Annotated in this window: 13 protein-coding genes, 1 tRNA gene and 2 rRNA genes (1 of these 16 cut by a window edge); 6 read left to right on the top strand and 10 right to left on the bottom strand. The window is 72.1% G+C overall.

Features of this window, described 5'->3' with window-relative positions:
- Positions 1–27: 27 nt before the first annotated feature.
- The 7 genes from addA to regB all read right to left on the bottom strand — a co-directional run bounded on the left by addA (position 28) and on the right by regB (position 11,739).
- Positions 28–3,465 (bottom strand): double-strand break repair helicase AddA, encoded by a 3,438-nt coding sequence (addA, locus tag HCU73_RS11875; protein WP_168623663.1) that lies wholly within the window; start codon positions 3,463–3,465, stop codon positions 28–30.
- Positions 3,408–6,386: a PD-(D/E)XK nuclease family protein gene (locus HCU73_RS11870; RefSeq protein WP_168623662.1), complete on the bottom strand. Its 2,979-nt coding sequence runs from the start codon at positions 6,384–6,386 to the stop codon at positions 3,408–3,410. The genes addA and HCU73_RS11870 overlap by 58 nt, the downstream gene beginning before the upstream one ends.
- The gene (locus tag HCU73_RS11865; RefSeq protein ID WP_168623661.1) at positions 6,379–7,065 is read right to left on the bottom strand and encodes a nucleotidyltransferase family protein; all 687 of its coding nucleotides are present in this window, start codon (positions 7,063–7,065) and stop codon (positions 6,379–6,381) included. The genes HCU73_RS11870 and HCU73_RS11865 overlap by 8 nt, the downstream gene beginning before the upstream one ends.
- Positions 7,062–8,024, bottom strand: coding sequence for an aminoglycoside phosphotransferase family protein (locus HCU73_RS11860; protein WP_168623660.1), 963 nt, complete (start codon positions 8,022–8,024; stop codon positions 7,062–7,064). The genes HCU73_RS11865 and HCU73_RS11860 overlap by 4 nt, the downstream gene beginning before the upstream one ends.
- Complete coding sequence (gene tsaE / locus HCU73_RS11855) at positions 8,021–8,587, bottom strand: tRNA (adenosine(37)-N6)-threonylcarbamoyltransferase complex ATPase subunit type 1 TsaE (RefSeq protein ID WP_239025539.1); 567 nt, start codon at positions 8,585–8,587, stop codon at positions 8,021–8,023. The genes HCU73_RS11860 and tsaE overlap by 4 nt, the downstream gene beginning before the upstream one ends.
- A 34-nt stretch (positions 8,588–8,621) precedes the next feature.
- Entirely contained in the window at positions 8,622–10,238 is a 1,617-nt protein-coding gene (locus HCU73_RS11850; RefSeq protein WP_168623658.1) for a PAS-domain containing protein, read from the bottom strand.
- Between the two features lie 94 nt (positions 10,239–10,332).
- Complete coding sequence (gene regB / locus HCU73_RS11845; RefSeq protein WP_168623657.1) at positions 10,333–11,739, bottom strand: sensor histidine kinase RegB; 1,407 nt, start codon at positions 11,737–11,739, stop codon at positions 10,333–10,335.
- Between the two features lie 111 nt (positions 11,740–11,850).
- On the opposite strand from regB, the gene HCU73_RS11840 reads away from it, so the two are divergent.
- The 6 genes from HCU73_RS11840 (at position 11,851) to HCU73_RS11815 (ending at position 16,965) form a co-directional block, all read left to right on the top strand.
- The gene (locus HCU73_RS11840; RefSeq protein ID WP_210730627.1) at positions 11,851–12,492 is read left to right on the top strand and encodes an SCO family protein; all 642 of its coding nucleotides are present in this window, start codon (positions 11,851–11,853) and stop codon (positions 12,490–12,492) included.
- A 96-nt stretch (positions 12,493–12,588) separates the two neighbouring features.
- A complete protein-coding gene (locus tag HCU73_RS11835) occupies positions 12,589–13,146 on the top strand; it encodes an ActR/PrrA/RegA family redox response regulator transcription factor (RefSeq protein ID WP_168623655.1) in 558 nt (185 codons plus the stop codon).
- 38 nt (positions 13,147–13,184) lie between these two features.
- Positions 13,185–13,685, top strand: coding sequence for a hypothetical protein (locus HCU73_RS11830; RefSeq protein WP_168623654.1), 501 nt, complete (start codon positions 13,185–13,187; stop codon positions 13,683–13,685).
- A 159-nt stretch (positions 13,686–13,844) separates the two neighbouring features.
- The gene (locus HCU73_RS11825; protein ID WP_168623653.1) at positions 13,845–14,744 is read left to right on the top strand and encodes an FkbM family methyltransferase; all 900 of its coding nucleotides are present in this window, start codon (positions 13,845–13,847) and stop codon (positions 14,742–14,744) included.
- On the top strand, positions 14,741–16,057 hold the full coding sequence (locus tag HCU73_RS11820) for a sulfatase-like hydrolase/transferase (RefSeq protein ID WP_168623652.1): 1,317 nt from the start codon (positions 14,741–14,743) through the stop codon (positions 16,055–16,057). Before HCU73_RS11825 ends, HCU73_RS11820 begins: the two co-directional genes overlap by 4 nt.
- A gap of 14 nt (positions 16,058–16,071) precedes the next feature.
- On the top strand, positions 16,072–16,965 hold the full coding sequence (locus HCU73_RS11815) for a glycosyltransferase family 2 protein (protein WP_168623651.1): 894 nt from the start codon (positions 16,072–16,074) through the stop codon (positions 16,963–16,965).
- Between the two features lie 111 nt (positions 16,966–17,076).
- Here HCU73_RS11815 and HCU73_RS11810 read toward each other — a convergent pair.
- The 3 genes from HCU73_RS11810 to HCU73_RS11800 form a co-directional block, all read right to left on the bottom strand.
- Positions 17,077–17,153 (bottom strand) — tRNA-Met (locus tag HCU73_RS11810).
- A 77-nt stretch (positions 17,154–17,230) separates the two neighbouring features.
- Positions 17,231–17,345: ribosomal RNA gene (gene rrf, locus HCU73_RS11805) — 5S ribosomal RNA — on the bottom strand.
- Positions 17,346–17,423: 78 nt separating this feature from the next.
- A 23S ribosomal RNA gene (locus HCU73_RS11800) occupies positions 17,424–18,462 on the bottom strand (it continues 1,790 nt past the right edge of the window).

Below are 18,462 nucleotides of genomic sequence, written 5' to 3'. Positions count from 1 at the left end.
GGAAGGTAAGGATCACCCCTGACAGGGTCAAGCACCGCTTGCGCGTGACAGCGCCGCCGACACGAGATCGTGTGGCAGCGGCATGAGGCGCGCGGTGCGGGTCCAGAGGATCGCCGTCTCGATCCGGCGGCCGGGGTAGAGCGGGGCCAGCAGCGCGGCATAGGCGCCCATCTGGCGCAACAGGCCCTCGGGCGTGTCCTCCGCGCGGTCCGGCACGGCGGCGTTGGTCTTGAAGTCGACGGCGAGCACCCGGGTCTCCCCGACCAGCAGCCGGTCGATCACGCCCAGCATCGGCGCGCCGCCCAGCGTGCCGGTCAGCGTCACCTCGGCCAGCGCGTCGGCGGCGAAGAGGAACCGCAGGTCGGGCGCGGTCAGGACGCGGGTCGCCTCGGCCAGCAGCCCGGCGCGCTCGGCCTCGGCCACCGCGCCGGGCTCCAGCGACAGGATGCCGGGCGCGGCCGCGGGCCAGCCGGGGGCGGGCACCCGGGGCAGGTGTTCGAGAAGCAGGTGGACGAGGCGCCCGCGCCGCAGCGCGGCCTGTTCGTCCAGCCCCTCGGTCGCGCCCGGGATCACCTTGGCGCCGCCGAGGTCGGAAGGGGTGCGGGCCTTGTCCTCCCGCCGCGAGGGCGGCGCGGGGGTCAGCGCCCAGCCGGGCAGCGGCGGCAAGCGGTCGGTGGCGGCGGCGGCGGGGGGCAGGCAGGTCCAGTCGCCCGCCTGCAGGCGCAGGCCGCCGCCCGGGATCTCGGGGATCAGGTGGGGCGCCGCGCCCAGCGCCTCCATCCCGTCGCGGATGGCGGCGTACCAGCTGTCGGCGGGGTCCCCGGCCTTGTTGGCGACCTTGCCGGCCGCGGCCACGATCAGCCAGCTCTCGGCCCGCGTCATGGCGACGTAGAGGAGGCGGTTGCGTTCCTCCGCCCCGGCGGTGGCGCGGGCCTCCAGCGCGGCCAGCACCGGGTCGGTCGCGTCGGCCTTGCGCGCCCAGACCAGCGGGCCGCCCTCGGGCGTCACGAGGTCGGGGCCGCCGCCGCCGCGGCCCTGCCGCACGCCGGTGTCGGGCAGGATCACCACGGGCGCCTCGAGCCCCTTGGCGCCGTGCACCGTCATCACCCGGATCTGCCCGTTCGGCCGGGCGAGGTCGCGTTTCACCGTCACCTCGCCGGCCTCGAGCCAGCCGACGAAGCCGGTCAGGCTGGGCACCTCGATCGCCTCGTAGGCCAGCGCCTGCGCCAGCAGCGCGTCGATGCCGTCCTCGGCCTCGGGGCCCAGCCGCGCGACCAGCCGGCGGCGGGCGTCGTGGCGGATCAGCACCCGTTCCAGCAGGTCGTAGGGCCGCAGGAAATCGGCCTGCCGGCGCAGGTCCTCGAGCATCGCCACCGTCTCGGGGTGGCGGTCGCGCGCGTCCTGCAGCGCGGGCCAGAGGTAACGGCCGCCCCGACCGTGCGCGAGGCGGAACAGCGCGTCCTCGGACCAGCCGGCGATGGGCGAGCGCAGCACGCAGGCAAGCGACAGGTCATCCTCGGGCAGCGCGAGGAACCGCAGGAGCGCGATCAGGTCCTTGACCGCCAGCGGCTCGGCGATGGCGGCGCGGTCGACGCCGGCCACCGGCAGGCGGGCCTCCTTGAGCGCGGCGATGATCTTGCGGAACAGCGGCGAGCGGCTCTGCACGAGGATCAGGATGTCGCCGGGGGTGATGGGCCGGGGGCCGCCCTTGTGCGGGATCGGCTCGCCGGCCGCCAGCATCGCGGCGATGCGGTCGGCGATCGCGCGGGCGAGCAGGCTGGTCGGGTGGTCCTCGGAGCGGATGTCCTGCGGGTCGTCCCAGGCGACGGGTGGCGGCTTCTCGGCGGGCGGCACCACGGGCCAGAGGTCGACGCGGCCGGGCTTGTCCCCGTGAAACGCGCGGTGTTCGACGCCATCCGCGTCACCGACGCCGGGGCCGCCCGCGCGGGCGGCGACCGCATCGACCAGCGACAGGATCACGGGCGAGGAGCGGAAGGAATGCAGCAGCTCGCGCGACTGGAAGGGCAGGCCGACCTCGGCGTGGCGGGCGGCGAAGTGGTCGCGCATCCGGTCGAAGCCCGCGGGGTCGGCGCCCTGGAAGGAGTAGATCGACTGTTTCTTGTCGCCCACGACGAAGACGGTGCGCGGCGTGTCGGCCCGCGCGCCCTCGCCGGCGGCGAATTCCTCGGCCAGCCGCTCCACGATCTGCCATTGCGCGGGGCTGGTGTCCTGCGCCTCGTCCACGAGGATGTGGTCGATCCCGCCATCCAGCCGGAACAGCACCCATTGCGCGACGCTGCGGTCGGTCAGCAGGCGGCGGGTGGCGCGGATCAGGTCGTCGAAGTCGAGCCAGCCGCGCAGCGCCTTGGCCCGCGCATAGGCGGGCAGGAAGGCCGCGGCGAAGCGGTGCAGCGCGTGCACGCGGCGGGCGGTGAGGAAGGCGAGGCGCAGGGGGCGGGCGGCCTCGATCCGCAGCATGAGCGCGTTCAGCGCGTCCATGTCGGCGCCGATGGCGGTGCGGACGGCCTTGTTGCCGATGGCGTCGATCTTGGCGCTGAAGGGCGCGGCCGCGGTCGAGCCGGTGAGGAAGGCGTCCTCCAGCTTCTCCAGATCGGCCAGCCCCGGCGCGGCCCAGTCGGTGTCGCGGAGCGCGGCATGGGGTTTGGAGGTGCTGCGGCCGTCCGGGTCGAGGTGGGGCAGCACGCGGGCGGCCAGCGCGGCCTCGCCGCCGACAAGGACGCGGGCGGCGATGTCGGCCTCGGTGGCGCCGGGGTCGATCCCCGCCCAGTCGCAGATCGCGGGCCAGTCCCACGGGTCCTCCAGCGCCTCGGCCCGGCCCGCCGCCGCCTTGGCCAGCCGCATCAGCCCGTCGTCGTCGCCCATCAGCGCCGCGACCCCGTCGATGGCCCCCTGCCCCGCCGCATCCCCGGCCAGCGCATCCAGCAGGTCGGCGATCAGGCGCGCCTGCACGCGTTCGTCGATCTCGGTGAAGCCCGGGCTGACGCCGGCCTCGAGCGGAAAGCGGCGCAGGACGGCGGCGCAGAAGGAATGGATGGTCTGGATCTTGAGCCCGCCCGGCGCCTCGATGGCACGGGCGAACAGCGTGCGGGCGTGGCGGAGCGCGTCGGCGTCGATGGCCCCCTCGCCGATCTCGGCCAGCACGGCGCGCAGGTCGGCGTCGGGCTTCATCGCCCATTCGCCGAGGCGCTGGAACAGCCGGTTCTGCATCTCCATCGCCGCGGCCTTGGTGTAGGTCAGGCACAGGATGCGCTCGGGCCGCACGCCGCGCAGCAGGAGCCGCGCCACCCGGTCGGTCAGGACGCGGGTCTTGCCCGAGCCCGCATTGGCGGACAGCCAGGTGGAGGTGTCGGGCCGGGCGGCCTCGACCTGCGCGCGGCTGGCGTCGTTCACGGCTCGCCCTCCCCCCCGACGGGCAGGATCACGGGTGCTTGCGTCTCGTCCCATTCGCCGTGGCGGGCCAGCTGGTCGAAGTCGCCCGCGGTGAAGGTCGTCCTGACCGACCGGCGCGAGGGGAAGCCCTGCGCCTCGTCCTGCATGTGGGTCAGCCGGCGGCGGAGATCGGCGTCGATCTGCGCCAGCCGCTCGGGGTCGGGGTCATGGGGCACCGGGCCGGGGCTGGACCCCAGCCCGATGTAGGCGATGCGCGCCACCTCCGTCCCCGGTGCGAGGCCGAAGGCGCCAGCCTGCGCCATCAGCGCCTCGATCCAGAGCTGGCGGTTGAAATGCAGCTCCTCGTCCTTGGTGGGCGGCTTGCCGGTCTTGTAGTCGTAGATGGCGACGCGCCCGTCAGGCAGCCGGTCGATCCGGTCGGCGATGCCGGAGAGGGTGACGCCGCTGCCCGGAACCTCCCAGGTGCCCTTTGCCTCGAACAGCTCGGGCACGGCCAGCGCCCGGCGCTCCGCCTCGCTGTCCACGATATACCCCGCCACCCGCGCCATCCGGGCCCGCCACAGGCGGCGGGCGGCCGGAAAGGGGACCTGTTCGTCCAGCACGGCGTCGGTCAGGTCCATCAGCCGGGCCAGCGCCGTGGCGCGGTCGGGGAGCGCGGCCTGGGTCTCGCGGACGAAGCGCTCCATCACCTCGTGCAGGAGCGTGCCGCGCAGGCGGGCGTCGGGGTCGGTGCGGAGGGGGTCGAGCCGTTTCAGGCGCAGCACGCGGGAGGCGTAGACCGCGTAGGGGTCGCGGATCAGCGTCTCCATCTGGGTGACGGACAGGCGCGTGGGCCGCGCGGCGGCGGGGGGCGCGGGCGCGGGGCGCGGCTCGAAGGGCACGTCCGCCTCGGGCGCCAGCTGCCGCTCGGCCAGCGCGATCCAGTCGGCACCGCGGGCGCGCATGGCGGCCAGCGCGGCCTGCGTGTCGGCGCTTGCCCCCGCCATCAGGTTCACCAGCCGGTTCAGCCAGCGCGACGGCACGGTGTCGGTCTCGGCGTCCCGTTCCGCCCGCGTCAGCCAGACCTCGGGCGCGGCGACGGCCTGCTGGAAATCATGCGCGGCCAGCCCGATGACCCGGTCGGGCAGGCGCAGCCCCGCCTCGGCCCTGAGCGCGCGGTTGAGCCAGGGGTCGGCATCCGGCGCGGCGGGCCAGGCGCCCTCGTTCAGACCCGCGCAGATCAGCAGGTCGGCGCCTTGCACGCGGGCCTCCTGCGTGCCCCAGATCAGGATGTCGGCATGGGGATAGAGCGCCTGCCGCACCTCGCGGTCGCGGGTCAGGGCCTCGAACAGGTCGCGGTAGTCGAGCGCGGTGATGGCGCCGCCCGCCGCCGCCTCGGCGGCGAGGTCGTCCATCAGCGCGGCGGCGGCCTCGCCCGGTTCCTTCTCGTAGAGCTCGCCGCTGCCCGCGACACCGGGGCCCGCCGCCAGCGCCTCGGCCCGGGCGCGGTGGCGGGCGACGCGGGTCTCCATCGGGATCGGGCCGGGGTCGGGCGGGTCGAGCAGGTGGTCGGCCAGCCAGCCAACCCAGAGCGTCGCGCCGGGATCGGTCTTGCGCTTCTCCGCCCAGTCGACCAGCCGCGCGCGGGTCGGCACGCCGGGCTCGGCGCGGAGAACCTGCAGCTCGAGGTCGCGGGTGCGGAGGTTGTGCGACCGGCGCTCCGCCCCGCTGTGGCAGAGCGGGTGCTTCAGGATCACCGCCAGCGCCTCGGGGTCGGCGGCCTTCGCCTCAAGCTCCGCGACATGACGCAGGAACCGGCCCGGCGCGCTGAGCGACAGGGGCTGGCCCGCGCTGTCGTCGGGCCGGATGCCCCAGCGCGACAGGGCGGCGGTGACAGCCCGTGTCAGCACCCGGTCGGGCGAGATCACGGCGGCGCGGCGCCCCTCCTCCACCGCCTGCCGCAGGCGCAGCGCGATGGCGGTCGCCTCCACCTGTGGGCCGGGAGCTTCCAGCAGGGTCACGCCCGCCATCGCCTCGGCCACGCCGGTCAGCCGCGGCCCCTCGGCCAGCCACTGGTCGGTGACGGGCGCGGGCCGCAGCGCCAGCGACACCAGCGCGCCGCGCGTGCCGGGGGGCCGCGACGCGCCGGGCCAGTCGGGGATGGCGTGGGGGTCGAGGCCGAGGCGATGGGCGAACTTCGCCAGTCGGAACTGCGGGTGGTCCTCGCCGTCGAGGCCGGCGTGGCGGTCCTGCAGCAGACGCTCCCAGATCTCGCGCGGCAGGTCGCGGTCGATCCCGGGCAGGATCACCGCGCCCTGCGGCAGGCGCGCGACGGCGGCCATCAGCTGCGCCGTCGCCCCGCGCGAACCGGTGGAGCCCGCCACGATCACCGGGTGCGCTGGCGGCGCGGTTTCCCATTGCCGGGCCAGCGCCGCGACGATCCGGGCCTGCCGCGCCTCGCGGGTCAGGGCGGCCTCGTCGCCCATGTAATGGGTCACGAGGTCGAGGAAGGCCTGCGACCTTTGCCAGTGCTCGGCATGGTCGGCCACGTCCAGCCCGGCGATGGTTTGCGGCGTGACGCCCTCCTCGAACATCTCGCCCATCAGGTCGGCGAGGCTGTCGGCGAGGTCGTAGAGCGCGGACCGGGGCGCGAGGTTCGGCTGGGCATCCAGCAGCCGGCCGATCAGCTGGACCAGTTCCAGCCGCAGCCGCAGGGGCGGGATGGCGGCGGGCAGACCGGCGAGGTCGGCCTGGTCGCCCAGCGCCTGTACGGGCCGCAGCCGCGGCAGGAACCCCGGCCCGCGGGCGAGGTAAAGGGCGCGCAGCCGCCGCTCCATCCGGGCGTTGGCGACGTAGAGGTCGACCCGCGCGATGGCCTCGGGCGGCTGGCCGGCGAGCAGGCGGTCGAGCCCCGCGACGAGCGCGGCGCAGAAGTCGACGCCGAGCGGCGTGGCGTAGACGCGGGGGGTGGCGGTTTGGGAAAAAAGGTCAGCCATCGGCCAGCATCGCCTCGGCCAGCGCCAGCCCCTCGGGGTGGCCCACGTCGGCCCAGCGGCCGGGGTAGAGGACGCCGAAAAGGCGCCCCTCGTCGATCAGCGCCTGCCAGATCGCGCGGAGGGAAAACACCTCGCCCGGATGCGCGGCCACCAGCGCCGGGTCGATCAGCTGCGCGCCGGTGTGGACGAGGCCGGTGTCGGTCCGGTCCCAGCCCAGGCGGCCGTCGGGGGCGCGGGCCACGTCGCCCGCCCCTTGCCGCCCCACGGCGCGGTCACGAGGCACGAGCAGCATCAGCGCCCCCATGCGCGCGGGGTCCCAGGCGGCGGCCAGGACCGGCAGGGGCGGCGGGCCGGACCAGACGGCGTCGGCGTTGAGGGTGGCGATGGGCGAGGTGCGCAGCGCGGGCAGGGCGCGCTTGATCCCGCCGCCCGAGTCGAGGATCGCGGGGGCCTCAATGGACAGGTGGATGTCGGGGCTGTCGGCTAGGTGCGCCGCGATCTGGTCGGCCCGGTAATGGGCGTTGACGGCGATGCGCCCGCCGCCCGCCCGCGCGGCGGCGATGGCGTGGTCCAGCAGGGGCCGGCCGCCCACGGTCAGGAGCGGCTTCGGCCGGTCGGCGGTCAGCGCGCCCATCCGCGTGCCGAAGCCCGCGGCGAGGATCATCACGTCGGGCGTCATGCCGCGGCCTCGGCCCAGGGGCCTGTCAGGTGCAGGAGTTCGTCCACCGGCGCGCGGAGGGCCACAAGGGCCGGGTCCGCCACAGCGCGGGCGACGAGGGCGGCGGTTCGCGGCAGGAAGGCGCGGTAGCGGGGTTTGCCGTCGCGGGCGAGGCGGTGAAAGATGCCGAGGATGCGCAGGTTGCGCAGCAGCGACAGGGTGGCGAGGCGCGACGCCGCGCGGTCGAGGCCGTGGGCGGTGGCGAAGCGGGCGATCAGGTCGGCGCGCCAGGCGTCCGGCACGTCGCGGCGCGGGTCGTCGAGGAGCGAGGCGAGGTCGTAGCCGAGCGGCAAGGCCAGCGCGTCCTGGTAGTCGAGAAGGCCCACGCGCGTGGGCCCGGCGCGGTCGGGCAGCCAGACGAGGTTGTCGGCGTGGCAGTCACGGAGCGCCAGCACGGGCGGGCCGCCCGCATGGGTCGCCAGCGCCTCGGCCAGACGGGCGGGCAGGTCGGCGAGCATCGGGACCGGCGGCAGGAAGCCCAGCGTCAGGCCGATCATCGCCGCCTGCCCCTCCGCGTCGGGGCGCGCGGCCCAGCCGGGCACGGGGGCCAGCGCCAGCCGGTCCAGCGCCTCGGCCGTGGCGTCGTAGCCCGCGCGGGCCGTGGCGGGGTCGGAGACAAGCAGCCGCGCCAGCGTGGCGTCGCCGAAATCCTCCATCAGGACAAGGCCCTGCGCGGGGTCGGCCGCGATCACGGCGGGCGCGGACAGGCCCAGCGCCGCCAGATGCGCCCCCACCCGCAGGAAGGCCGCGAGGCTGTCGCGGTCGGCCGATGTGGCGACCGGCGCCTGCATCAGGATCGCCGTCTCCGCGCCACGGGCCAGCCGCAGGTAGCCGCGCGCCGAGGCGTCGCCGGGCAGCGCCGCGCGGGCGGCCCCGGCCCAGCCGGACGCGTCGAGGAGGGCCGCGACGGGGTCGGTCATCGCCCCTCCATCGCGGCGGCGACGCGGGTGGCGAGGTCGCTGCCGGGCGGCGCGACGAGCGTCAGCGCCCGGGCGTCGGGCGCGCCGGGCATGGCGGCAAGCCGCAGGCTGACGGCGCCGGCGGGCCAGTCGGGGGCGATCCGGTCGGGCCACTCCACCAGGCAGATCGCGTCCTCCATCGCGGCGTCGAGGCCCAGCTCCACCGCCTCCTGCGGGTCGGACAGGCGGTAGAGGTCGGCGTGCCAGACCTCGCCCGCCGGCGTGTCGTAGACCTGCACCAGCGTGAAGGTCGGCGAGGGCACCTCGGCCGTCTCGCCCCCCGGCCCGATCAGGGCGCGCACCAGTGCGCGGGCGAAATGGCTCTTCCCGGCGCCAAGCTGGCCCTGCAGCAGCAGCGTGTCGCCGGGGGCGAGGCGGGGCGCCAGCGCGCGGGCCAGCGCCTCGGTCGCCCCCGGGTCGGGCAGGACGGCGCGCGCGCAGGGCACCCAGCCGGGCGGCGGGGCGGCAAGCTCGGGGTCGGTCGGGAGCGGTACGGCGGTCATGGCCCGGCGGAGTGTAGCCATCCGGCGCGCCGCTGCAACGCGGGACGGCGGCCAGCTAGTCCTCGGTGGCGCGGCGGCTTCGGAACCGCGCCTGCGGTTCAGCGAAGGCGACCGCCGGCAACCCGGCCTCGTCGGGCGCGCGGAGCACCAGCGACAGGGCCCCGCCCGGCAGCGGCGTCACCGTGGCCGACAGGCGGCGGCCGGCGTTGAGGCAGACCTCGCCGGACCAGCCCGCGCGCCGGGCGGTCCCGGCGGCGGCGCGGCGCAGCGCGTCCCACAGGCCGGTCGGGCGGCAGCGCGCCTCCCAGTCGGCGATCAGGGCCGCCAGCGGGGGCGCGTCGCCGGTGCCGGCCGCGGGCAGGTCCCACAGGGCGGCGCAGGCGGCGTTGGCAAAGACCAGCCGGCCCTCGTCCGAGACCACGGCCACCGCCTCGGGCAGCGCGTCGAGCGCGGCGCGGTAGAGATCGAGGTCGCCGCGGAACCGGCGGGTCAGGGTCATCTCGGGGGTGATGTCCTCGAACATGATCGCCAGCGCGCCGTCGGGATGCGGCCGGCCGATCACGCGGAAGCTCTGGCCGGAGGGCAGGCTCCAGAGCTCCTGGTAGGTGCCGTCCTCGGCGCCCCGCTCCAGCCGCGCGATCTCGTCGCGCCAGGCGCGGTAGTTGCGCGGCTCGGGCGCCCGCTGCCGGTCGCGCAGCGCATCGAGAAAGGCGACCAGCGTGGGCCGCGACGACAGGAAGTCGGGCGGCAGGGTCGACAGGGCGACAAGGGCGGGGTTGAACAGCATCAGCTCGCGCCGCCGGTCGAACACGGCAAGCCCGATGGGCAGCTGCGCGAAGGTCTTGGACAGGGTCTGCACGAAGCTCCGCAGCGCGGTTTCGGCGGCGACGAGCCGGTCGGCCGGCAGCGCGGTGCAGAGCGCGTCGCCGCCGGGCTGGCGCAGGCCCGCCACCTCGAAGGACAGCGCGGCGTCGGCCCCGGCGGCGGGCGACGAAAGGGTGCAGCGGCGCAGGGTGCCGGCGTCGGGCAGCGGGTCGACCTGGCCGGCGAAGAGCGGAGGCGGCGGCCACGCCACGCCCCGCCCGCCGGCGCCGCCGAGGCGGTCGACCAGCGCGAAATAGGGGGCGTTGGCCCAAAGGATGCGGCCGTCGGGGCCCTGCCGCCACATCGCGGCGGGCGCCGCGTCGAGCGCGGCGCGCAGATCCTCGGCCTCGGCCCGGAGGGCGGCCAGCGCGGCGCCGTCCACCACCTCGCGGCCGGTGGCCGAGGCGGAGGGGCCGACGGTGACGATCAGGCGGTCGCCCTCGGCGCGGCCGGCGAGCGTCAGCGCGTCCTGGCCGAAGCTGCCGGACAACAGGAACGGCTCGCCCCGCCGGGCCAGCGCGGCCATGCGCGGCGCGAGGTCGGGGTTGAGCGGCCGCAGCGCCTCGATCAGCGCCTCGAAGGCCGCGCTGCGGTCGGTGCCGTCGGGCAGGAAGGCGTCGTTGGGGTCAACCGGGGACAGCAGGTAGCCCTCGCGGAACTCGTAGCGGCGCGGCGCGTCGGCAAAGACCGGGCCCGCCCCGCGCCGCCGCCCCGCGCGCGTTTCGAGACGGGCGCTGAGCGCCAGGCCCAGCGCCGCGCTGAACAGGCTGACGCCGGCGAAGAACACAACGGTGTAAAGATCCGGCATCGCGACGCACTGACCAACTGTCCCCGGAAGGCAGCTTCGTCGCGAAGTGTTAACAGTCTGTTAAGTGAACTGTTTCTTGCCGCACGGGAGGGCGTCAGATGGCGATGGGCTGGTTTTCCCCCAGCGGCCCGGTCGCCTCGCTCTCCAGTAGGCCGATGGCCTGGTGCGGCCAGATCACCTCGACGATGGCGCCCGACTTGCCGCTCTTGTCCTCGGCCGAAAGGAACGGGTCGGAGGCGTTCCAGAAGGTGACGCGCGCGCCCGACCGTTCCAGCAGGGTCTTGGCGATGAACAGGCCGAGGCCCATCCCCTCGTAGCCGGGGCGGTCGGGGCTCTGGGCGCGGGCGCGGCGGCTGAGGAACGGGTCGCCCAGCCGGCCCAGCAGGTCCTGCGGATAGCCCGGCCCGTCATCGGTGATGCGCAGCCGGATCTCGCCGTCGCCCCAGCTGCCCTCGACCCAGATCCGGGCCTGCGCGAAGTCGACAGCGTTCTGCACGAGGTTGCGCAGGCCGTGGATCACCTCGGGCTTGCGCCAGATCACCGGCTGGCCCTGCGGCTCGCCCTCGTCGCCGGCGAAGTCGTACTGCACGTCGATGCCGCGCCCGGCGTGGGGCTCGGCGGCCTCGCGCACCACCGCGCCGAAGGGGGCCGAGCGCATGTGCAGGTCGTCCTTCCCGGCCCGGCCCATCGAGCGCAGGATGTCGCGGCAGCGGTCGGCCTGGTCGCGGATCAGGCGGGCGTCCTCGGCCAGCTCGGGATGGTCCGACAGCTCCTCGACCAGCTCGGTCGACACCAGCTTGATGGTGGCGAGCGGCGTGCCCAGCTCGTGCGCGGCGGCGGCCACCACCCCGCCGAGGTCGGTCAGCTTCTGCTCACGGGCCAGCGCCATCTGGGTCGCCAGCAGGGCCTGGCTCATGGAATGGGTCTCGGAGGTGATCCGGCGGGCATAGGCCGACAGGAACACGATGCCGATGGTGATCGAGATCCAGAACCCGGCGATGAAGATGTCGGGCAGTTGCAGCACCTCGCCCCCGGCCGTGGTCAGCGGCACGTGGAACAGCGCCAAGAGCGTGATCATCGCCACCGCCAGCACGCCGAGGATGGTGGTGGATCGCACCGTCAGCGCGGTGGCCGAGATCGTCACCGGCGCGAGGATCAGCAGCGCGAAGGGGTTGTTGAGCCCGCCGGTGAGGAACAGCAGGAAACTGAGCTGCGACAGGTCGAACAGGAGCGTCAGCATCGCGTCGCGGTCGCTGAGGCGCTGGTTCTCGGGGAAGATCGTCATCGCGATCAGGTTCGAGATGACGCTGGCGCCGATGGCGAGGAAGCACAGCCCCAGCTCCACCCGCAGCCCGAGGTAGAAGGCCGCGACCACCACGGTGATGGTCTGCCCCAGGATCGCCAGCCAGCGCAGCACCAGCAGCGTGCGCAGGCGCACCCAGTCGCTGCGCGCATCCTGGCTGACGAGGTCGAGGGCCGGATCGGGGGTGGCGATGGCCATGGGGGGCTTTCTGTCACAGGGGCCGGATCGTGAATTGATAGGGCGCGGGGCTTAGGTAATCAACGCGATCGGAGGGGTCAGCCTCCGCAGGACCGACGGGAGACACAGATGATGACGCGCACCTATGCCCTCGCCTCGGCCGCGCTGATCGGCACGCTGATCCTGGGCGCCGGCGTCGCCGTCTGGCTGGGGCAGGTGCAGCGCGCCGCCTCGGACGATCCCTTCGGCCAGTGCCGGGCGAGCAACGTCGCGGGCGGCGCGGGCCAGATCGGCGGCCCCTTCACGCTGGTCAGCGAGACCGGCGAGACGGTGACCGACGCCGACGTCATCACGCAGCCGACGCTGGTCTATTTCGGCTACACCTTCTGCCCCGACGTCTGCCCGCTGGATACCGTGCGCAACGCCGAGGCGGTCGATATCCTGGCGGGCGACGGCTACGACGTGCTGCCGGTGATGATCTCGGTCGATCCCACGCGGGACACGCCCGAGGTGATGGCCGCCTTCACCGACAACGTGCACCCCGCCATGCTGGGCCTGACCGGCACGCCCGAGCAGACCGACGCCGCCGCGCGCGCCTACCGGGTGTACTACCGCATCAATCGCGAGGGCGATGATCCCTACTACCTCGTGGACCACTCGGCCTTCACCTACCTGGTGCTGCCCGGGCACGGTTTCGTGGAGTTCTTCAACCGCGAGACCCCCCCGCAGGAGATGGCCGAACGCACCGAATGTTTCCTCGACGCGGCGGGCTGACGGGCTGGACACGCGCCGGTTGCGCGACAAATTGACCGGCGAACGGGAATGCCTGTAAACAGGTTCAACCTTTGAACGACCGCAAGGAGATGCCGCATGTCGCAGGAGCGCGCCCTCAGGGACATCGGACCCGACAAGTCCCTTCTGCTCGTCGATGACGACGAGCCCTTCCTGAGGCGCCTGGAGCGGGCGATGGAAAAGCGCGGCTTCGAGGTCGAGGCCGCCCTGTCCGTCGCCGCCGGCAAGGCCATCGCCACCGCCCGCCCCCCCGCCTACGCGGTCGTCGACCTGCGGCTGGAGGACGGCAACGGCCTCGACGTGGTGGAAACCCTGCGCGCCAAGCGGCCCGACTGCCGGGTCGTCGTGCTGACCGGCTACGGCGCCATCGCCACCGCGGTCGCCGCCGTCAAGATCGGCGCGACCGACTACCTGTCGAAACCCGCCGACGCCAACGACATCACCGCCGCGCTCCTGTCCGACGGCGAGGACCTGCCGCCGCCGCCGGAAAACCCGATGTCGGCCGACCGCGTGCGGTGGGAGCATATCCAGCGCGTCTACGAGCTGTGCGACCGCAACGTGTCCGAAACCGCGCGGCGGCTGAACATGCACCGCCGGACGCTGCAGCGTATTCTCGCCAAGCGCAGCCCGCGCTAAGAGGGCCCGGCGAAGCCACCCCGAGTCGGGAGAGACCCATGACCCTGCGCGCCGTGACCGCCGTCTGCGCGGCCCTTGCCCTGTCGGCCTGCGTGACCACCCCGAGCGAGCCGGAGCCGCCCGTGCTCCAGCTCGACGCGCAGGGCATCCAGCCCAGCGTCAGCCAGCTGCGGATCGATTTCGGCCGCGCGCAGGTGGGCGTGATCGACACCGTGTCGCGCCTGCTGGGCGAGGGGCCCGCGGCGATCGAGACCAACACCGAATGCGGCGCCGGCCCCGTGACGGCCGCGTCCTGGGAGGACGGCCTGACGCTGAACTTCCAGGAGGGCGCCTTCGTCGGCTGGGTGAACACCGACCCCGACCTCGCCGTCGGCGGCGGGTTCCGCGCCGGGATGCCGCGGCTGGCGATGCCGCAGGTCAGCTTCCAGGTGACGTCGCTGGGCACCGAGTTCGCCCGCAGCGACATCTACGGCCTGCTGACCGAGGACGACGCGTCGATCCGGCTGCTCTGGGCCGGCACGACCTGCTTCTTCCGCTAGGCCGCCGCCCCGCCGCGCCCCGGGACGCTTGATCTTCCTCGGGATTCAGACAAGCTTGTCGTCGGTCGGCGGGTCGGTCGGGCCGTGTCGTGGTCGGCTGCGACGCCCTACCGGCCGGTCACCCGACCGCTGTGGCACGCATCATCCGGGAGCAGGCGTTTGGGAGTAGGGTTTGACGCGGAGCGGGCACGGTTCCTGTACAGGCTGCTGGCGCCGGCGCGGCTGACGCGGGTGGTCGACGTGGGCGCGAACCCGCTGTCGGCGCCGCCCTACGCCGCGCTGCTCAAGGCGGGGCTGTGCGAGGTCTGGGGGTTCGAGCCGCACCCCGAGGCCTATGCGAAGCTGTCCGCGTCGGCCGGTCCGCACGAGCATTACCTGCCGGTCGCGGTGGGCTCGGGGGCGGAGGTGGAGTTCCGTATCTGCGCTAGCTCGGGCATGAGTTCCAGCCTCGAGCCGAACCGCGCCACCTTCGACGCGCTGGGCCGGTTCCACGACATCGCCGAGGTCGTCGGACGCACGACCATGGCGACCTGCCGCCTGGACGACCTGGCCGAGCTGCCGGACTTCGAGCTGCTCAAGATCGACATCCAGGGCGGCGAGACCGCGGTGTTCGAGGGGGCGCAGCGGCGGCTGACGCGGGCGCTGGCAGTGATCACCGAGGCGGCCGCGATCCCGATCTACGTCGACCAGCCGCTGATCGACGCGCAGATCCTTGCGCTGCGGCCGATGGGCTTTTTCCTGCACAAGTTCAAGTCGATCAACAGCTTCTCGCTGCGCGGCCCGATGGCCGAACGGATGCACCGCCGCAAGTTCCGCAGCCAGATGGTGGACGGCGACGTCGTGTTCCTGCGCGGGTTGCTTGAGCTCGGCAAGCTGTCGACCGAGGAGCTGAAGCACATGGCGTTGCTCGCCGACGCCGTGTTCGACAGCCAGGACGTGACGGTCGCCTGCCTCGCCCAGCTGGTCGAGCGGAGCGGCCTGCCGCGGGAGGGCGTCGACGCCTACCTCGACCGGTTGCCCCATGTGACCGAGGCGGCGGGGACCGAGGGCGCGGCATGAGCGACGGCAAGAACGTCCTCCTCGTCAGTTTCGACGACTGCATCGCGTTCATGAACTACCGCTCGGCCTTCGGCGCGGTGCTGCAGACGCCGAACCTCGACCGCATCATGGCCTGTTCTTCGGTGTTCCGGTCGGCCTATTGCCAGGTGCCGCTGTGCGGCCCGTCGCGCGCCAGTTTCATGACCGGGCGGATGCCGCACCAGCTGGGCGTGCTGAGCAATGCCGACGACGTGTTCGAGCGGATCGACCCGCGGGAGATCTGGACCTATCGCCTGAAGGAGGGGGGTTATTTCTGCTCCTCGGGGGGCAAGGTCCACCACGGCTACAAGCCGCTGAAGCGGCGCATCCACAACGTGCTTTATTCCGACGCGCAGAAGCGGTTCACCGACGACATGTCGCTGCCGCCCGGGGTCGAGCGGAAACGCTACCACGGCATCCGCGGCGGCTGGGGCACCACCGACGAGAAGGACGATGCGCTGTATTACGACGCGCAGTCGTCAAGCTCGGCCATCGAGTTCCTGACCGGCTACGACGGCGCGGCGCCGTTCTATCGCGAGCTGGGCTTCTTCAGCCCGCATGGCCCGCGCTTCACGCCCGCCCGCTTCAAGGAGATGTACGACCTAGACGCCTTCCAGCCGCCCGAGAGCTGGGCCGGCGGGTTCGACGAGACCGACTACACCCGCGAGACGATGCCTTTCACCCCGTGGCTCGAAACCGGCGACATGACCGAGTGGCGCTACAACGTGCGCAACTACTTCGCCGCGCTCAGCCATGGCGATCATCACCTCGGGCTGGTGTGGGACGCGCTGCAGGAGACGGGCCACGCCAGGAACACCATCGTGGTGATCCTGTCCGATCACGGGTTCCTGCTGGGCGCGCGCCAGCGCTTCTACAAGACGACGCTGTGGGAGCAATCGGTGGGCACGCCGCTCGTCATCCACGACCCCGAGGCGCCGGTGGGGCGGGTGATCGACCAGCCCGTCGGCCTGATCGACGTGGGCCCGACGGTGCTGGATCTGCTGGGCCTGCCGCCGATGGAGGACAGCGTCGGCCGGTCGCTGCGGTCGCTGATCGCGGGCGGCACGCGGCCCGAGCGGCCCGTGGCCTCGTATCGGTTCGGCAATGCCACGATCCGCAGCGGCCCCTACCGCATCATCCGCTACGAGGACGGCAGCACGCAGCTGTTCGACCTGCGGACCGATCCCTGGACGCTGAAGGACCTGGGGCGGGATCACCCGGCCCATGCCGGCCTGCTGGCGGAGTTGCAGGGCGAAGCGGCGGCGCATGGCCTGTCGTTTCCGATCGACGCCTGAGGGGCCTGCGCGGGATGGACGACATCAGGAAGCCCCTCGCCGTGATGACGATGGTCTACGGCGACTATCCCTTCCTCAAGCGGTGGTACGACTACTACGGCGCGCAGGTCGGGCCCGAGCACCTGTATGTCTTCAGCCACGGCAACGACCCCGAGCATCGCCGGATCGCGCCTGAGGCCAACATCCTGAACGTCCCGCGCGACCCCGGCATGGTCAAGTTCGACCGCCGGCGCTGGAAGATGATGAGCCATGTCGCAAGCGGCCTGCTGGAATTCTACAGCTGGGTGATCGTCGCGGACGTGGACGAGATCGTGATCGTGGATCCGGACGTCGCGCCGGGTCTCGTGGAGCATCTGCACGACCGCTACGCCGACCCGGCCAGCGCGCCGCGCAGCGTGGCGCCCTTCGCGCTCAACATGATCCATGTGCCCGAGTTTGAGCCGCTCCCGATCGAGGAGGGCACGCCGATCCTGTCGCGGCGGCGGCACTTCCTGCCCAGCCGCGTCTACAGCAAGCCCTGCCTGGTGCGGGAGCCGGTCGTGTTCGGACCGGGCGGGCACCGCAACAACCTCGGGCGCCGGACGCTGTCGGACGCGCTGTTTCTGGTGCATCTGAAGAGCGCGGACCTCGGCTGGATGACCGAGAGGTCCGACGTGCAGGCCGAGCTGGTGTCGGCGGCGGCGCTGTCGAACCCCGACTACCAGGGCCAGCACGGCTGGACCGAGACGGTTGCGAACTATCACCGGGTCCGCAGCACCCATGCGCTCGGCCCCGAGGACGTGGCGCTACCCGCGATCCGCGCCGCGATGCTGCGCCAGAAGGAACGCTACAGGGACCAGTTCATCTGGGGTGCGGTCGAGAACAAGACGATCTACCGGATCCCGGACCGCTTCTGCGGGCTGGTGTGACGGTTGGTCGTGCGCGGCAGATGGCTTGGCACAGGAGTTTGGTGTTTTTTCCGGCGGCTTGGCGTGTGGCAAAAACAGAAAACCCGGACGTTGGTCCGGGTTTCAGGAATTTGGTTGCGGGGGCAGGATTTGAACCTGCGGCCTTCAGGTTATGAGCCTGACGAGCTACCGGGCTGCTCCACCCCGCGCCAAGTCCTCGGCGAGTTCAAAACGTGACCGAGGGTAAATGTCATCGAAAGAGAGATACATGGATGTTTCTTGCTAGGTTTGGCGGTGACCTACTCTCCCACGCCTTAAGACGCAGTACCATCGGCGCAACGGCACTTAACGGCCGGGTTCGGAATGGAGCCGGGTGTTTTGCTCGTGCTATGACCACCAAACCGAGGAAGAAACATCCGTCCAAGTCAAGCGAGTGACGCTTCTGGATCCGTTCGAGCCAAACCTGGCTTTCACTGGATCAAATCAAGCCTATCGGGCAATTAGTACCGGTCAACTGAACGCATTGCTGCGCTTACATCTCCGGCCTATCGACGTGATGGTCTTTCACGGCCCTCAGGGATACCTTGTTTTGAGGGGGGCTTCCCGCTTAGATGCCTTCAGCGGTTATCCTTTCCGTTCATAGCTACCCTGCACTGCTGCTGGCGCAACAACAGGTCCACCAGTGGAACGTTCACCCCGGTCCTCTCGTACTAGGGGCAACTCCTCTCAAGTATCCTACACCCACGGCAGATAGGGACCGAACTGTCTCACGACGTTCTAAACCCAGCTCACGTACCTCTTTAAATGGCGAACAGCCATACCCTTGGGACCTGCTCCAGCCCCAGGATGAGATGAGCCGACATCGAGGTGCCAAACGATGCCGTCGATATGGACTCTTGGGCATCATCAGCCTGTTATCCCCGGCGTACCTTTTATCCGTTGAGCGATGGCCCTCCCACTTGGGACCACCGGATCACTATGGCCGTCTTTCGACTCTGCTCGACTTGTCAGTCTCGCAGTCAGGCTGGCTTCTGCCATTGCACTCAACGAGCGATTTCCGACCGCTCTGAGCCAACCTTCGCGCGCCTCCGTTACTCTTTAGGAGGCGACCGCCCCAGTCAAACTACCCGCCACGCATGGTCCCGGACCCGGATAACGGGCCGCGGTTAGACATCAAGAATGCAAAGGGTGGTATCTCAAGGGAGGCTCCACAGAGACTGGCGTCCCTGCTTCAAAGCCTACCACCTATCCTGCACATTGCAGTCCTGATGCCAGTGCGAAGCTGTAGTAAAGGTGCACGGGGTCTTTCCGTCTAACCGCGGGAAGCCTGCATCTTGACAGGCAATTCGATTTCGCTGAGTTGATGTTGGAGACAGCGGGGAAGTCGTTACGCCATTCGTGCAGGTCGGAACTTACCCGACAAGGAATTTCGCTACCTTAGGACCGTTATAGTTACGGCCGCCGTTTACCGGGGCTTCATTTCGGAGCTTGCACCCCTCCATTTAACCTTCCGGCACC

The organism is Roseicyclus persicicus (genome assembly GCF_012395815.1).
GTDB lineage: Bacteria > Pseudomonadota > Alphaproteobacteria > Rhodobacterales > Rhodobacteraceae > Roseicyclus > Roseicyclus persicicus.
The sequence above is the reverse complement of the archived record's forward strand: the minus strand, read 5'-3'. Positions and strand labels throughout refer to the sequence as shown.

Bases quoted from the DNA above. Each gene is read 5' to 3' on its own strand.
- addA (WP_168623663.1), bottom strand. From the start codon at position 3,465: ATGGGACGAGACGCAAGCACCCGTGATCCTGCCCGTCGGGGGGGAGGG.
- HCU73_RS11870 (WP_168623662.1), bottom strand. From the start codon at position 6,386: ATGGCTGACCTTTTTTCCCAAACCGCCACCCCCCGCGTCTACGCCACG.
- HCU73_RS11865 (WP_168623661.1), bottom strand. From the start codon at position 7,065: ATGACGCCCGACGTGATGATCCTCGCCGCGGGCTTCGGCACGCGGATG.
- HCU73_RS11860 (WP_168623660.1), bottom strand. From the start codon at position 8,024: ATGACCGACCCCGTCGCGGCCCTCCTCGACGCGTCCGGCTGGGCCGGG.
- tsaE (WP_239025539.1), bottom strand. From the start codon at position 8,587: ATGGCTACACTCCGCCGGGCCATGACCGCCGTACCGCTCCCGACCGAC.
- HCU73_RS11850 (WP_168623658.1), bottom strand. From the start codon at position 10,238: ATGCCGGATCTTTACACCGTTGTGTTCTTCGCCGGCGTCAGCCTGTTC.
- regB (WP_168623657.1), bottom strand. From the start codon at position 11,739: ATGGCCATCGCCACCCCCGATCCGGCCCTCGACCTCGTCAGCCAGGAT.
- HCU73_RS11840 (WP_210730627.1), top strand. From the start codon at position 11,851: ATGACGCGCACCTATGCCCTCGCCTCGGCCGCGCTGATCGGCACGCTG.
- HCU73_RS11835 (WP_168623655.1), top strand. From the start codon at position 12,589: ATGTCGCAGGAGCGCGCCCTCAGGGACATCGGACCCGACAAGTCCCTT.
- HCU73_RS11830 (WP_168623654.1), top strand. From the start codon at position 13,185: ATGACCCTGCGCGCCGTGACCGCCGTCTGCGCGGCCCTTGCCCTGTCG.
- HCU73_RS11820 (WP_168623652.1), top strand. From the start codon at position 14,741: ATGAGCGACGGCAAGAACGTCCTCCTCGTCAGTTTCGACGACTGCATC.
- HCU73_RS11815 (WP_168623651.1), top strand. From the start codon at position 16,072: ATGGACGACATCAGGAAGCCCCTCGCCGTGATGACGATGGTCTACGGC.